The organism is Pedobacter sp. D749, from assembly GCF_019317285.1.
Lineage (GTDB): Bacteria > Bacteroidota > Bacteroidia > Sphingobacteriales > Sphingobacteriaceae > Pedobacter.
In genome coordinates this window covers 1,246,729-1,261,766 of the sequence record NZ_CP079218.1, presented here as the reverse complement: position 1 = coordinate 1,261,766, position 15,038 = coordinate 1,246,729, and the positions used below count along the sequence as shown (strand labels likewise).

Below are 15,038 nucleotides of genomic sequence, written 5' to 3'. Positions count from 1 at the left end.
GGAATTTTATCCATAGTTAAAAGTGATTAGGTTTACTGATTGAACCGGATTTTCTCACCTCTAGTCTCAAAATCTTGAAAGCATAAGCCAATGCACTTGCAAGGGTTGCTTTTGTAATAATATTCGAAAGATCGATACCTAAATGAACGACTGTTTGTGCTATTTCTGGCCGGATGCCGCTGATGATACATTCAGCACCCATTAACCTGGTTGCACTAACTGTTTTGATTAAATGCTGAGCTACAAGGGAATCGACAGCGGGAACGCCGGAAATATCCAGAATGGCAATACTTGAGCCGGTTTCCACTATTTCCTGAAGCAGATTTTCCATAACGACCTGAGTCCTTGAGCTGTCCAGCGTACCAATAATAGGAAGCGCTAATATTCCGTCCCAAACCCGGATAACAGGGGTAGAGATTTCGGCTATTTCATCGGTTTGTCTCAGGATAACCTCTTCTCTTCCTTTAATAAAAGTCTCAAAGGTCACAACACTTAAGTTGTCCATCACCCTATTGATTTTTAGGCTTTCTGAAAACAGCTGTTTTGGATCTGTTATCTCAGTCTGTAAAACTTCTAGAATAGCTTCTTTTAAACTGAAAACAAAACGTCCGGTCTCACGAGGAGAAAAGCCCTGCCTTGCCCTGGTTATGGCTATTCCGCCGAGGATTTCAATAACTGAATTCCAGCTATCACCGTCCATATCATCCAAATCATCGTTTGAAAGATTTGTAATCAATGCGCCAACCAGCTCATCTGATTGGTCCCTGAGATCTTCATTGCTGATCAGGTCTTCGCGAAGCCCCTCATCAGTTAGTTGGTTCTTCATCCAAATCTCCAGGATGTTATTTTTTTGTTTTTGTAGCAATTTCAGCGTGTTAAATGACATTTTTCGATGAATAGTTAAGGTTGTTAGACTTCACGTTCCATTGAGGATTAGAGCGAAAGATAGCAATTATTGAGCAGTTTTTTTTATTTTGTTGAATCTAAACTGTCCGAACTCAATACAAAAAATAAGACTATCCTGAATATCAGACCAATTGCAGAGCGCGCTATTAAAAATTTAACGGATCTTGATTTATTTTATGAAAATTCCAGCGTTGAAGAGAAAAGATACCTACTCTCAACCTCCCCAACTTTTACGCTTGATCCCAACTAATTGATAAGTAGTTTATTACATAAAAAAAGCAGCTCTTTTCAGAACTGCTTTAAAACTCGGGGTGGCTGATGGGGCTCGAACCCACGACCCTCGGCACCACAAACCAATACTCTAACCAACTGAGCTACAACCACCGTGTTTTTGATGTCACAAAAGTACGACTTTAAATATTCCTTGCAAATATTTTTTTCAATGTTTTTACAACAAATTTTTAATTCCTTAACATTCAATTATTTGAAATTGAAAAAAATATTCAGCAGCAGATAAAACAAGCTATTTTGAACCTAAAAACATAACTTTACGGCGTTTATGATCGAAATTTATACAGACGGAGCAGCTAGCGGTAACCCCGGACCAGGTGGTTGGGGTACAATTTTAAGAGCAGGACAACACTATAAAGAATTAAGTGGCGGCTTTAGAATGACCACAAATAACCGCATGGAATTGTTGGCTGTAATAAAAGGATTAGAGGCATTAAAAAGCTTGAACCAGCAGGTAACCGTTTATTCAGATTCGAAATATGTAGTAGATGCCGTTGAAAAGAAATGGGTTTTCGGCTGGGCAAGCAAAGGTTTTAAAGACAAAAAAAACAAAGACCTTTGGATGCGTTTCCTTGAATTATATAAACTTCACAAAGTTAAATTCATCTGGATTAAAGGTCACAACGATCATCCGGAGAATGAGCGTTGCGACCGTTTAGCTGTTTTTGCTTCGCAAGACAAGCAAAATTTAGCGATTGATACTTTTTTTGAGGTAGAAAGAAGTAAAGCACAGCTTTAATCCAATCCACCAATAATATTTAAATCTTCCAGTTTAGCTTCCACTTTAGCCTCAACAGAGATCGATTTAGCCGTATATAGCAACATCATTTCTTCGGCTTTTTCAACCATTTTTTTTGATCCGATAAAAATCGGCACCCTTTGATGCAGTTCAGTTGGGTTAATATCGAGGATCCGCTCAAAACCTGTACTGGCCTTGCCCCCAGCCTGTTCAATAATAAAAGCCATTGGATTACATTCGTACAACAACCTTAATTTTCCATTGGGCGAACGTGAGGTTGTAGGGTAAATATAAATCCCGCCTTTAATTAAATTCCGGTGAATATCGCCTACCATCGATCCGATGTAACGGGATGTATATGGCCGTTTGGTCGCTTCATCTTCAACCTGGCAATATTTAATATACTTTTTAACCCCATCAGGAAAATGCACATAATTACCTTCGTTTAACGAATACATATAGCCTGTTTCTGGTATTTTCATCTGCGGGTGCGAAAGGCAAAACTCGCCGATTGATGGGTCTAATGTAAAACCATTAACACCTTTTCCGGTGGTGTACACCAACATGGTTGATGAGCCATAAATAATATAACCGGCAGCAACCTGTTGTGTACCTTTTTGCAATACATCTTCCAAACTGGCCCTCCCCTCAAGCGATTTCCTTCTGTAAATGGAAAAAATAGTACCAACTGCTACATTCACATCCGTGTTTGAGGAGCCATCTAATGGATCGATGCAAACAATATATTTGGCATTCTGCGAAACCGGCGATTCGATATGAATGATCTCGTCTTCTTCTTCAGTTGCCACTATACAGCATTCACCACCACTGGTTAGTGCAGCAATAAACTGCTTATCTGCATAAACATCTAATTTTTTCTGTTCCTCTCCCTGGATATTCGTAGTGCCCATATCGCCAAGAATATCAACCAAACCTGCCTTATTTATTTCCCTGTTTACGATTTTTGCGGCAATACCAATGTCTCTTAGCAGCCTGGAGAGTTCACCTTTGGCATAAGGAAAATCTGCCTGTTTTTCTATAATAAATTGTCCTAGTGTTTTAACGCCACAAACCATACTTAGTGTACATTTTACATTATCTACCCGATAACTCTATAACCTCTAAGGTATGAATATTTTCATCAGTAATGCAAAACCTAATCAGGGTTCTCACCTTGTGCCAGCCATGTTTCCCCGCTGCACCGGGGTTTATATGCAAACATTTAATCTTTTCATCGAACATTACTTTCAAAATATGCGAATGCCCGGTAATGAACAATTTTGGAGGGTTAGTGTATATTTCTGGTTTTACAAAACTTGAATACCTACCTGGGTAACCGCCTATATGTGTCATCCACACATCTACTCCTTCGCAGCTAAATCGATTTTGCTCAGGGAACTCCGCTCTGATTACACCATCATCTATATTTCCGAATACACCACGCAAAGGTTTAAACGCTGCTAAAGGCCCGGCTACATCGGGTCCAAAATCTCCGGCATGCCAAATTTCATCTACCCCATCAAAGTGTTTAAAAACCGCATCATCTAAAAAACCGTGGGTATCAGAAATTAATCCTATTTTTTTCATGATGTAAAGTTAATACCCATTGCGTTTTACACCTTTATTTAAGGGTAAATTATTTTTCGTCCTTTTAAAAACAGCTATAAAAAAGATACTTTTTAGCTTTAAGCGGTAAACAAAGCCCAATAAATTATCATTTTTATTTATAGGATATTATCATGGGACAGAGATCCTAATTAAGCCAGATGATCTGGTTGTTTTTCTAGTTTTGTCTTACCTGTTTAAATGTTCCGTTGGGTTGTATAAACGAAACGGACGAAGCTTTTGATACGCCCTCTTTTTTATCGAATTTTAAACTAAAGCCTTTTAGATTTTTAAAATTAAAAGTATCGTTTCCTACTGAAATGGTTTCATATTCTGGCTGACCGGGTACTGAAACAAATAAAATTTTGCCTTTTAAATACACCTTGGCCATCCCCTTTTCGCCGTAAGTACCGACATAACTTTCTAAGTCCGCAGCACTTAACTCAACAGTTCTTGGTTTGTATGTAAAAATGGTTGGTTTCATTCCCCGCTCAAGTGGAATGCTGATCCCTTCAATTTTGCCGTCCTGTCCGCTGATAAAATTAAAACGCAGATTACTTTCTGCAGTATCAATCTTCCCTTTTTTATCGATACCGCTGATACTGAACACATCATAATGATAGTGCCTAAGCAAAAGTTTCTCTTTTCCCATCATAGCAAAAAGTGAATCGTTTTTAAACGATACATTGATTACACCATAAGCAGGATTATCAAACAGCCCATCGTAATCTTTTAAAGGATGTGAAGGTTTGGTATTTAAAACGTGGGCACTTTCAGCTGTTTTTTTCGCTGCCTTCTCCCTTTCTTTCGCTATAGCTTTTTCCTTGTTGGTCCTCCCGTTCCAATCGATAGTTTTCAATCCTAACACCCTATCGGCAATACTGCTGTATACGATTTCCGGAACACCTGAGGTGTTTTGATTGGTTAAAACTACAATACCCAAATTATCGGTCGGAAAAAAGGATACACTAGCCGAGAAACCATTAATATTACCCCCATGCTCTACCATATAATGGCCTCGGTAGGAGTTGATCATCCAGCCAAAACCATAAGTAGACAGGTAAATATCATTGTCCTTTGCCGGCAGGCCTCCATCTCTCACCATTTGAGAACTTGCAGCCTCCCTGATATAAGAGGTTGGTAAAATCTCTTTTCCTTTATAAGATCCCCCGTTGATCCACACTTTTAACCAATGCGTCATATCGTTTACACTGCTATTGATGCTTCCCGCAGGTCCCATTCCATCTATATTAAAATAATCGATCTTTTCAATAGCACCTTTATCATTTATGGTATAGGGTAAAGAAGCATCATTATCCTTTTCGAATTCAAAAATATTAGTATTGGAACGGTTCATTTCCAAAGGATCGAAAAACTTTTCTTTAATGTTCTGCTCCCAGGTTTTTCCGGTCAGTTTTTCAACAATCATACCCTGCGCCAAAAACATAAAGTTATTGTATTGCCATTTCTCACGCACAGGAGCGGTTGGCTCCATGTAACGCACCCTCTGTATAATGCTATCGCGGTTGGAAGTATTAAAAATAAACCACGATAAATCATAACGCGATAAACCAGTGCGGTGACACATCATATCGCGCACGGTAATCTGGCTGTTCATATTATCATTATAAAACTTTAACTGCGGTAAATAAGAGGTAGCAATGCCATCAAATGATAGCTTTCCTTCTTTTTGCTGCAAACCAATGAGTGCGGAGGTAAAAGATTTAGTACTGGAACCAATAGCAAAAAGTGTATTCGGCGTAACCGGTTTTTTGTTTTCTACATCGCGGTAACCAAAACCTTTACTATAAATTACCTGATCGCCTTTTACCACAGCTACTGCAAAACCAGCCACCTGCTGATCTTTCAAGATTCTGTTTAGCAAAGTATCAATCCCGGCTAAAGGATCGCCGGTTTTTTGTTTTTTGGATTGAGCAAAAGAAGATAGTGCCATGAAACACAGCAAGAACACATTTAGAATACGTTTCATTTTAATTTAGGTGAGATTATGCCTCCTAAATTACAAATGATAATGAGATTATTTGTAATTATATCAGAAAGGGCATAATTTTCAGCCATTAAATTAGCCTATTTAATTTTTCATAAAAATCAATTAAAATGACTGGGGAGTTTTTTGGATTGATAGGCTACAAGGAGTCGTCATCGAGAATTAATTCCGATCCGTTATGCAATAAGCTTAAAATTAGCTTGGCAGAACATTCCGTGGTTCCCATATTTACTTAGGACATTTTTTTTATAGATTTTGTGGCATTATGCTAACTTCCTTTCGAAAACAAACAGGTTTTACCGAAGCACGCTGTCAATCCCAAGTGGCAGAAGAATCAAAAAAACAGTTGCAGGATAAAACAAACGGCACCAACAAACCTGAAACGCAGTGGTTTTGTGTTCATAAGCGATAATTTAATTTTAAGAAGAATTGAACACAAACAAAGTGCCGCTGTTTTTTTGATGAGCGTGGGAAGGTGAGAGGCCACATTGCTGGATTGACAAAGCGCTTTGGGTACTTTGGCGCTCCAAAGTACCATGCCCCGCGGCATAGAGCGCTAGAAGAATCTTTATAAACTGACAAACGAAATAATTTTATCTAATTTTAAACCAACTCTAATAAGCCAGAAAAAAATCTTTCAGTAAAAGTTTATATGCTTTGGTATGCTCCCTTAAAGATTGGTAAATATTAAAATCACTTTCTTTTAAAAGCGTTTCGCCCTTTTTCAAACAGATCACCTGCCTGAAGGTTGGCTTATTTTCATCGGAATGCATATGGATCCGTTCAGCAAGCGATAAATCATATTGGGCTGCGATCGCAATCACTTCATCAGCTTGTTTAACCGGCAAAACAAGCCAAATCTGCCCATCATCAGCCAAAAGTGAGTTTGATTTTTCAACCAATAAGCTGAAGAAATCTTCACCTGCATGCCGGGCGATACCCTTTCTAAATTCTTCATTCTTTAAATCATTTACAAAAAACGGTGGATTGGAAACAATCAGATCAAATTTTTCATTATTGTTATATTGTTCAATTGCGATATGGTTAATACTTAACCGCTCACTGAAAACTGACGACTGGAAATTCCTTCCCGCTGTTTTCGCAGCTTGTCCGTCTATTTCTACCGCATGTATATGTGCGTCAAGGAAACGTTGAGCCAACATCAATGCAATCACACCGGTACCCGTTCCAATATCCAATATATTTTTAGGCGCATGGTGATTTGCCATAGCGCCAATTAAAACCCCATCGGTATTAATCTTCATGGCGCAACCTGTCTGATCGACTTCAAACTGTTTGAACTTGAAAATACTCATCCTAAATCTCGTATAATTCTAGTGGCAAACCATCCGGATCAGCGAAAAAAGTAAAACGTTTATCCGTAAATTCGTCAATACGGATCGGCTCGGTCACAATACCCTGATCACTTAAACGAGAAATCTCCTTCTCAATATCTTCTACCTCAAAAGCCAAATGGCGCAAACCCTGAGCTTCTGGCCGCGATGGACGTGCAGGTGGATTTTCGAAAGAAAAAAGCTCGATCTGATATACACCATTTACGGCAAGATCCAACTTATACGATTTCCTTTCAGTCCGGTAAACCTCTGCCAAAACAGTAAAACCCAATTTATTCACATAAAAATCTTTCGATTTTTCGTAGTCAGAACAAATAATGGCGATGTGGTGGATGCGAAGCATAAATAATGATTGAATTTTGACTGATTAAATGAGCGACTTAGCGTTTAACAAAAATGCGCATTCTCTAACTGAATTAACCAATAATTATTTCAACATTCCATCATTCAAAATTCACTCATTCCATCATCGGCCATTCTCTCATTCAATAATTCTCTCATTCAATCTTTATATTTTGACATTCAATCATTCAAAATTCACTAATTCAATCACTGTAGCACACCAGTTTTTTCATTTTAAAAAGCTATTTTTGCAACTTCAAAAAAAAAGCATGATTCATTTCTTCTATTGTCATCCTGAGCCTGTCGAAGGGCAATCGCAGGCGATTTTTGTTTTACAAACAGACAAAGCGCTTTCTACCACTGATATTACTAAACTTGAATGGTTATTTGGCGGCGCCAAAATCTCGCAGGAAACAGCCCTGACAGGTTTTTTCGTTGGACCAAGAGCAGCAATGATTACCCCCTGGAGTACCAACGCTGTAGAGATTACCCAGAACATGGACATGCAGGGAATCATCAGGATTGAAGAATTTAAGCAGGTTGACGAAAACTTTGCAGATTACGACCCGATGCTTTCTCAAAAATACGACAAACTTGATCAGGAAGTTTACACCATTAACATCAAACCTGAACCGATTTTAGAGATTACCGACATTGCGGCTTATAATAAACAGGAAGGACTTTCTTTAAGTGATGAAGAAGTTGAGTACTTAAATACATTAGCAAAAAAACTAGAAAGACCTTTAACCGATTCTGAGGTATTTGGTTTCTCACAAGTGAATTCAGAACATTGCCGTCACAAAATCTTTAACGGAAAATTCGTAATTGATGGTGTAGAACAGCCTACTTCATTGTTTAAGCTGATCCGCAAAACATCAGAAGAAAATCCGAACGATATTGTTTCGGCATATAAAGATAACGTAGCCTTTATTAAAGGCCCGAAAGTACAGCAGTTCGCACCTAAACGTGCAGATGAGCCCGATTATTACACCACTAGCGATTTCGATTCAGTAATCTCTTTAAAAGCAGAAACACACAATTTCCCAACAACTGTTGAGCCTTTTAACGGGGCTGCAACCGGTTCCGGTGGCGAAATCAGAGACCGTTTGGCTGGTGGCCAGGGTTCTTTACCTTTAGCGGGAACGGCAGTTTACATGACTGCGCTTTCGCGTTTAGAAGATAACCGCCCATGGGAACAAGGCGTTGAAGAAAGACAATGGTTGTATCAAACACCAATGGATATCCTGATCAAAGCATCAAACGGTGCTACCGATTTTGGTAATAAATTTGGTCAGCCGCTAATTACAGGTTCGGTTTTAACTTTCGAACACGAAGAAGATAACCGCACACTGGGTTTTGACAAAGTGATTATGCTTGCCGGCGGTATCGGTTACGGTAAAGCCAGTCAGGCGCAAAAACTTAAACCACAGGAAGGCGATAATATCGTGATCTTAGGTGGCGAAAATTATAGAATCGGAATGGGCGGTGCAGCAGTTTCATCTGCTGATACCGGTCAGCACGGAAGCGGCATTGAATTAAATGCCATCCAGCGTTCCAATCCTGAAATGCAAAAACGTGCTGCAAATGCCATTCGTGGTATGGTAGAAAGCGATCACAATTCGATCATTTCAATCCATGATCACGGTGCAGGTGGTCACCTAAACTGTTTATCAGAACTGGTTGAAGAAACCGGTGGTTTAATCGACCTTGATAAATTGCCAGTTGGCGACCCTACCCTTTCGGCCAAAGAAATTATTGGTAACGAATCGCAGGAAAGAATGGGCTTGGTAATTGGCAACGAGCACATCGAAACCTTACAAAAAATTGCCGACCGCGAGCGTTCACCCATGTATACTGTGGGTAAAGTTACCGGCGATCACCGTTTCACCTTTAAATCGGCCACTACCGGTTTAAAACCTATGGATTTTGAGTTGGCCGACATGTTTGGCAGCTCGCCCAAAGTTGTAATGGAAGATACCACGGTAGATCGTAAATACAGTGCACTTAATTACGATGCTACCCAATTAAACACCTACTTAGAACAAGTGCTTCAATTAGAAGCGGTGGCTGCTAAAGATTGGTTAACCAACAAGGTTGACAGGTGTGTGGGTGGCCGTGTTGCTAAACAGCAATGTGCAGGTCCCTTACAATTACCATTGAATAACTGTGGTGTAATGGCTTTAGATTTTCAGGGAAAAGAAGGTATTGCCACTTCAGTAGGTCATGCGCCACTTTCAGCCTTGATTGATCCGTCTGCAGGTAGCCGCAATGCCATTGCAGAATCACTATCAAATATTGTTTGGGCGCCTTTAAAAGATGGTTTAAAAAGTGTTTCACTTTCTGCCAACTGGATGTGGGCTTGTAAAAACGAAGGCGAAGATGCCAGGTTATATGCAGCAGTTAAAGCCTGTTCTGATTTTGCCATCGATTTAGGAATCAATATCCCAACCGGAAAAGATTCATTGTCGATGAAACAGAAATACAAAGATGGTGATGTAATTGCGCCAGGAACGGTAATTATTTCTGCCGGGGCAAATTGCGATGACATTACCAAAGTAGTTGAACCTGTATTGCAGAAAAATGGCGGATCAATATACTACATTAACTTATCAAACGACAGCTATAAATTAGGCGGTTCATCTTTCGCACAGATTTTAAACAAAATAGGTACAGAAACACCAGATGTAAAAGAAGCTGATCAATTTAAAACGGCTTTTAATACATTACAGCAGTTAATTAAAGCTGATAAAATACAAGCTGGTCACGATATTGGTAGTGGTGGTTTAATCACAACCCTATTGGAAATGTGTTTTGCCGACCGCGATTTAGGCGCTTCGATCGATTTGTCTTCTTTAGCAGAAGCGGATAGTATTAAAGTATTATTTGCAGAGAATATCGGCATTGTTTTCCAGGCTGATGCTTCAGTTGAAGAAACTTTTGCTCAGGCTGGCGTTACTTTCCATAAAATTGGTGAGGTCAATACATCAGCTAAGCTGGAAGTTAAAAATGATACAGATAGTTTCAGTTTTGATATCGACCATTTACGTGATGTTTGGTTTAAAACTTCTTATCTGTTAGATAACAAACAAACAGGTAACGGTTTGGCGAAAGAACGTTACGACAATTATAAAAACCACGTTTTAAATTACACTTTCCCGCTTACTTTCGATGGTAAAAAACCGGTAATCGACGAAACTAAACCTAGACCTAAAGCAGCCATTATCCGCGAAAAAGGAAGTAATTCTGAACGCGAATTGGCAAATGCCATGTATCTGGCAGGTTTTGATGTGAAAGATGTACACATGACCGATTTAATTACGGGAAGAGAAACTTTAGAAGATATTCAGTTTATCGGTGCTGTAGGTGGTTTCTCTAACTCTGATGTTTTAGGATCAGCAAAAGGTTGGGCAGGAGCATTTTTATACAACGAAAAAGCAAGAGTAGCTTTAGAGAAATTCTTTGCCCGTCCTGATACTTTATCTGTTGGTGTTTGTAATGGTTGCCAGTTATTTGTAGAGTTGGGCTTAATTAATAAAGACCACGCAGAAAAACCGAAAATGCTGCACAACAAAAGTGGCAAGCACGAAAGTATTTTCACTTCTTTAACCTTACAGGAAAACAATTCAGTGATGTTATCAAGCCTTGCTGGAAGCACTTTAGGCGTTTGGGTATCACATGGTGAAGGCAGATTCTCGTTACCATACACAGAAGACAAATATAAAATCGTAGCTAAATATGCTTACGAAACTTATCCGGCTAGTCCGAATGGTTCTGATTACAACACCGCAATGTTGTGCGATGAAAGTGGTCGCCACCTCGTGATGATGCCGCACATTGAGCGTTCATTGTTCCAATGGCACTGGGCAAATTATCCGCAAGGCCGTAAAGATGAAGTTTCTCCATGGATGGAAGCCTTTGTAAATGCACGCAAGTGGATTGAGAACAAGGGATAAGAGTTGATGGATGATGTAAAGATGGATGATGTAAAGATGGATGATGTAAAATGGATGATGGAATTAAAAAACCATCATCCATTTTTTATTTATTAGTTATCCTTTCGAGCGGAGTGCCTTATAGCGCCGTCATCTCGACTGAAGCGAAGCGAAATGGAGAGATCTATAATAGATTTCTCGACTGCGTTGCTCTACGCTCGAAATGACGCAACTATTTAAATCAGATTACATAAAAAACGGTTTGGACAACGCCCAAACCGTTCAATTCACCTAACCCTACATCTCCCTAAAAACCAAGAGCGTTAATAGAAAGTCCCCCATCATCCATTTTCCATCCTGCATCTTCCATCCTTTCTAGTTAGAAATCTGAAAGTTAATGGCCATATTATACCTTACACGCACCGGAATACCTTTATTTTTCCCAGGTTTCCAAAGCGGCGATTTTTTAATCACTTTAATTGCTTCCTCATCGCAGCCAAAACCGATTCCTTTAATTACCGATACATCAGTAATAGAACCATCTTTTTCTACCACAAAACTCACAAATACTTTTCCGGCTGCGCCTTCATCCTGAGCTCTTGATGGATACCTTAAGTTACGCTCCATATATTTAGACCAGGCTTTGGCACCGCCGGTAAATTCAGGGTATTCATCAGCTCCTAAATAAATCTCTTTATCTTCATTGGTTCCATTACCTTCTTTAGCGGTTCCTGTTCCATCACCATTACCTTTTGTATCTGGAATAACCAAATTTGGAGCTACAAGCCCATCTTGTGTTCTATCACTGATCACAGCATTCTCAATTTCTTTAATTGTTGGCGGATCAGGAAGATTTACTTTATTTACAACAACTATATTATTGGATAAGGCTACCGTTTTAACCTTAACCGGTTCTGCTTTTTTGGGTTCAGGTTTTTCCTCTGGTTTAGGCAGATCCGGTTTCATCTGGTGAATCACATCCGTTAAGTCTATAATTTTTGCCGTTTCTACAACCGCTTTTTCTTTAGGAACCAATTTTGCATAAATTAAGGGAGAGAAACAGGCAAGTACAAATAAACTACCTGATACAAACAGTGCCCTTGTCATAATCTTCGAAGATTTAGACCTTAAATCGTAAGCACCATAGTTTTTGTTGCGGTTTGCAAATACAAGATCGAGCCACTCGGTTTTGTATACGTTAATTGAAGAGTTGAACATAGCTTTTATTTTTATACCATGATGCAGCGAAATCTTCAATTCCACAAAACATTCGAAAAATCTATTTTCTTTACAAAAAATGAAATTTCTCACCCGAAAAACATTTTTTTATTTCATTTTCAATAAAATTCATAAAAACAACACGATTCTTTTACGAGAATTAATAAAATATACTATTTTTGACAAAAAACATAACGAATTAATGAAAAGCTTAAGAACCATCGCATTAAAAGAGGCTCAAAACAGAATTTCACCAGAAGTTAAAGCACCAGCGGCAAAAATTTCTGACTTTTTTGGCGCTAATGTATTTGATAAGAAAAAAATGAGAGATTTCTTATCTAAGGACGTATATGAAAAATTAATATCATCTATCAACCAGGGTGAGTTAATTAATTCAGACGATGCCAACCAAATTGCAACCGCTATGAAAGCGTGGGCAATGAGTGCCGGTGCAACGCATTATACGCACTGGTTCCAGCCGTTAACAGGTACAACAGCTGAAAAACATGATTCATTTTTTGAGCCAAGTGGCGATGGAGCTATCGAGAAATTTGCAGGAAGCGCATTAGTTCAACAAGAACCAGATGCTTCTAGTTTCCCTAACGGTGGTATCCGTAATACTTTCGAAGCCCGTGGTTATACTGCCTGGGATCCATCATCTCCAGCATTCATTATGGAAAGTAAAGCAGGTAAAACCCTTTGCATCCCTACTGTTTTCGTATCTTACACAGGGGAAGCGTTAGATTATAAAGCGCCTTTATTAAAAGCATTAGCTGCATTAGATAAAGCTGCCGTTGATGTTTGCCAGTATTTCGATAAAAGCATCACTAAAGTAAATGCATCTTTAGGTATTGAGCAAGAATATTTCCTGGTTGATGAGTCGTTATTCAACGCCCGCCCGGATTTATTGTTAACTGGTCGCGCTTTATTCGGACACATGTCTGCTAAAGGTCAGCAATTAGAAGATCACTATTTCGGTTCTATCCCTGAGCGTGTATTCAGCTACATGGTAGATTTCGAAAACGAAGCTTTAAAATTAGGTATCCCTTTAAAAACCCGTCACAATGAGGTTGCACCATCTCAATTTGAGTGTGCGCCAATTTACGAAGAAATCAACTTAGCAATCGATCACAACCAATTGTTGATGGATTTGATGGAAAAAGTTGCCCGTCGTCACCACTTCCGTGTTTTGTTACACGAAAAACCATACGCAGGTATCAACGGATCAGGTAAACACAACAACTGGTCGCTAATTACCGATACAGGTAAAAACTTATTGGCACCAGGCAAAACACCTAAAAACAATTTAATGTTCCTTGCTTTCTTTGTAAATACCATCAAAGCAGTTAGCGAGCACGCCGATTTATTACGCGCAAGTATTGCATCAGTAAGTAACGATCACCGTTTAGGTGCTAACGAAGCGCCACCTGCAATTATCTCTATCTTCTTAGGTTCACAATTGAACGATGTATTAGATGAGATTGAGCACTCACGTATCAGCAAAAAAATCAAAGAAGATAACGCACTTTGGTTAGGTATTCCTAAAATCCCTCAGATTTTATTAGATAATACCGACCGTAACCGTACCTCTCCTTTCGCATTTACAGGTAACAAATTTGAGCTTAGGGCTGTTGGATCTTCAGCAAACTCTTCTGCTCCAATGACGATCTTAAACGCAATTATGGCCGAGCAATTGGTTAAATTTAAAGTTGAAGTTGATAAATTGATCAAAAAAGGTGATAAAAAAGACATCGCTTTATTAACCGTGATCAAAAAATACATCAAAGAATCTAAAAACATCCGTTTCGAAGGAAATGGTTATAGCCAGGAGTGGGAAGATGAAGCTGCAGCACGCGGTTTATCAAACATCAAAACTACACCAAAAGCTTTAGATGCTTATTTAACAGAGAAATCTGCTGATTTATTTGCTACAACTGGTATTTACAGTGCACGTGAGATTCATGCCCGTCATGAAATCATGTTAGAAAACTTCTATAAAAAACTTCAGATCGAAGCACGTGTAATGGGCGAAGTAGCGAACACCGCTATCATTCCTGCTGCAATTGCTTACCAAAATTCTTTAATCGCCAACGTACAGGGATTAAAAGCAATTGGTGTAGATAGCAAAGTTTCTATTGATATCGTTAAAAAACTAACTGAGCATTTAGAAATTGTAAAAACCAATATAGATGCGATGTTAGAAGAACGTAAAGTAACCAACAAAATCGAAGATACCCGCGAAAAAGCGATTGCCTACGATGAGAAAGTTAAATCTTACTTCGATATCATCCGTTACCATGCTGATAAATTAGAGCAAATTGTTGACGATAGCGTTTGGCCTTTACCAAAATTCAGAGAATTATTATTCATGAAATAAGAAAGGCCTAAGCTAAAAGATTTAAGGCGTAGGGTTTACACTCTACGCCTTTTTTGTTTTCATAAATCCGTCATTATGAAGAGGAACGATGAAGCAATCTTACAACGATCGCTACTACGCAAGTCCATCAACAGCAATTCCGAAGTAGCGTCCTCCTAAACTTGTTTTATTAGCATTCTTTATATTTTCAAAGGTCTAATAGCTACTTCGTGGTCAGGATATAATCGAAATTGCTTTACGTTGGCAAAGGCTTTTTTTTGGAAAG

Annotated in this window: 10 protein-coding genes and 1 tRNA gene; 3 read left to right on the top strand and 8 right to left on the bottom strand. The window is 38.9% G+C overall.

Annotated elements, in window-relative coordinates; genetic code table 11:
• Positions 1 to 16: 16 nt before the first annotated feature.
• Both KYH19_RS05215 and KYH19_RS05210 read right to left on the bottom strand, forming a co-directional pair.
• Positions 17 to 886: an STAS domain-containing protein gene (locus KYH19_RS05215; RefSeq protein WP_132396463.1), complete on the bottom strand. Its 870-nt coding sequence runs from the start codon at positions 884 to 886 to the stop codon at positions 17 to 19.
• Between the two features lie 330 nt (positions 887 to 1,216).
• Positions 1,217 to 1,290: transfer RNA gene (locus tag KYH19_RS05210), tRNA-His, on the bottom strand.
• A gap of 175 nt (positions 1,291 to 1,465) precedes the next feature.
• Between KYH19_RS05210 and rnhA the strand changes: the two genes are divergently transcribed.
• The gene (rnhA, locus tag KYH19_RS05205; RefSeq protein ID WP_132396469.1) at positions 1,466 to 1,936 is read left to right on the top strand and encodes a ribonuclease HI; all 471 of its coding nucleotides are present in this window, start codon (positions 1,466 to 1,468) and stop codon (positions 1,934 to 1,936) included.
• On the opposite strand, the gene fbp is transcribed toward rnhA, so the two are convergent.
• From fbp to KYH19_RS05180, 5 genes are all read right to left on the bottom strand, one after another.
• Positions 1,933 to 3,012, bottom strand: coding sequence for a class 1 fructose-bisphosphatase (gene fbp, locus KYH19_RS05200; RefSeq protein WP_219077842.1), 1,080 nt, complete (start codon positions 3,010 to 3,012; stop codon positions 1,933 to 1,935). The two genes, rnhA and fbp, sit on opposite strands and share 4 nt — an antisense overlap.
• 19 nt (positions 3,013 to 3,031) lie before the next feature.
• Positions 3,032 to 3,523: a metallophosphoesterase gene (locus KYH19_RS05195; protein WP_219077841.1), complete on the bottom strand. Its 492-nt coding sequence runs from the start codon at positions 3,521 to 3,523 to the stop codon at positions 3,032 to 3,034.
• A gap of 196 nt (positions 3,524 to 3,719) precedes the next feature.
• Positions 3,720 to 5,531 (bottom strand): serine hydrolase, encoded by a 1,812-nt coding sequence (locus KYH19_RS05190; protein WP_219077840.1) that lies wholly within the window; start codon positions 5,529 to 5,531, stop codon positions 3,720 to 3,722.
• A gap of 632 nt (positions 5,532 to 6,163) precedes the next feature.
• Positions 6,164 to 6,865: a tRNA1(Val) (adenine(37)-N6)-methyltransferase gene (locus KYH19_RS05185; RefSeq protein ID WP_219077839.1), complete on the bottom strand. Its 702-nt coding sequence runs from the start codon at positions 6,863 to 6,865 to the stop codon at positions 6,164 to 6,166.
• A 1-nt stretch (position 6,866) separates the two neighbouring features.
• On the bottom strand, positions 6,867 to 7,247 hold the full coding sequence (locus KYH19_RS05180) for a VOC family protein (protein ID WP_219077838.1): 381 nt from the start codon (positions 7,245 to 7,247) through the stop codon (positions 6,867 to 6,869).
• 268 nt (positions 7,248 to 7,515) lie between these two features.
• Between KYH19_RS05180 and purL the strand changes: the two genes are divergently transcribed.
• Complete coding sequence (purL, locus tag KYH19_RS05175) at positions 7,516 to 11,199, top strand: phosphoribosylformylglycinamidine synthase (RefSeq protein ID WP_219077837.1); 3,684 nt, start codon at positions 7,516 to 7,518, stop codon at positions 11,197 to 11,199.
• A 354-nt stretch (positions 11,200 to 11,553) separates the two neighbouring features.
• Here the strand turns inward: purL and KYH19_RS05170 are convergent, their stop codons facing one another.
• Positions 11,554 to 12,396: an energy transducer TonB gene (locus KYH19_RS05170; RefSeq protein WP_219077836.1), complete on the bottom strand. Its 843-nt coding sequence runs from the start codon at positions 12,394 to 12,396 to the stop codon at positions 11,554 to 11,556.
• Between the two features lie 202 nt (positions 12,397 to 12,598).
• On the opposite strand from KYH19_RS05170, the gene KYH19_RS05165 reads away from it, so the two are divergent.
• Complete coding sequence (locus KYH19_RS05165; protein WP_132396485.1) at positions 12,599 to 14,773, top strand: glutamine synthetase III; 2,175 nt, start codon at positions 12,599 to 12,601, stop codon at positions 14,771 to 14,773.
• Positions 14,774 to 15,038 lie beyond the last annotated feature (265 nt).

What these genes read in the sequence shown, in the direction of transcription:
- KYH19_RS05215 (WP_132396463.1), bottom strand. Translation starts at nt 886, where the DNA reads ATGTCATTTAACACGCTGAAATTGCTACAAAAACAAAAAAATAACATC.
- rnhA (WP_132396469.1), top strand. Translation starts at nt 1,466, where the DNA reads ATGATCGAAATTTATACAGACGGAGCAGCTAGCGGTAACCCCGGACCA.
- fbp (WP_219077842.1), bottom strand. Translation starts at nt 3,012, where the DNA reads ATGGTTTGTGGCGTTAAAACACTAGGACAATTTATTATAGAAAAACAG.
- KYH19_RS05195 (WP_219077841.1), bottom strand. Translation starts at nt 3,523, where the DNA reads ATGAAAAAAATAGGATTAATTTCTGATACCCACGGTTTTTTAGATGAT.
- KYH19_RS05190 (WP_219077840.1), bottom strand. Translation starts at nt 5,531, where the DNA reads ATGAAACGTATTCTAAATGTGTTCTTGCTGTGTTTCATGGCACTATCT.
- KYH19_RS05185 (WP_219077839.1), bottom strand. Translation starts at nt 6,865, where the DNA reads ATGAGTATTTTCAAGTTCAAACAGTTTGAAGTCGATCAGACAGGTTGC.
- KYH19_RS05180 (WP_219077838.1), bottom strand. Translation starts at nt 7,247, where the DNA reads ATGCTTCGCATCCACCACATCGCCATTATTTGTTCTGACTACGAAAAA.
- purL (WP_219077837.1), top strand. Translation starts at nt 7,516, where the DNA reads ATGATTCATTTCTTCTATTGTCATCCTGAGCCTGTCGAAGGGCAATCG.
- KYH19_RS05170 (WP_219077836.1), bottom strand. Translation starts at nt 12,396, where the DNA reads ATGTTCAACTCTTCAATTAACGTATACAAAACCGAGTGGCTCGATCTT.
- KYH19_RS05165 (WP_132396485.1), top strand. Translation starts at nt 12,599, where the DNA reads ATGAAAAGCTTAAGAACCATCGCATTAAAAGAGGCTCAAAACAGAATT.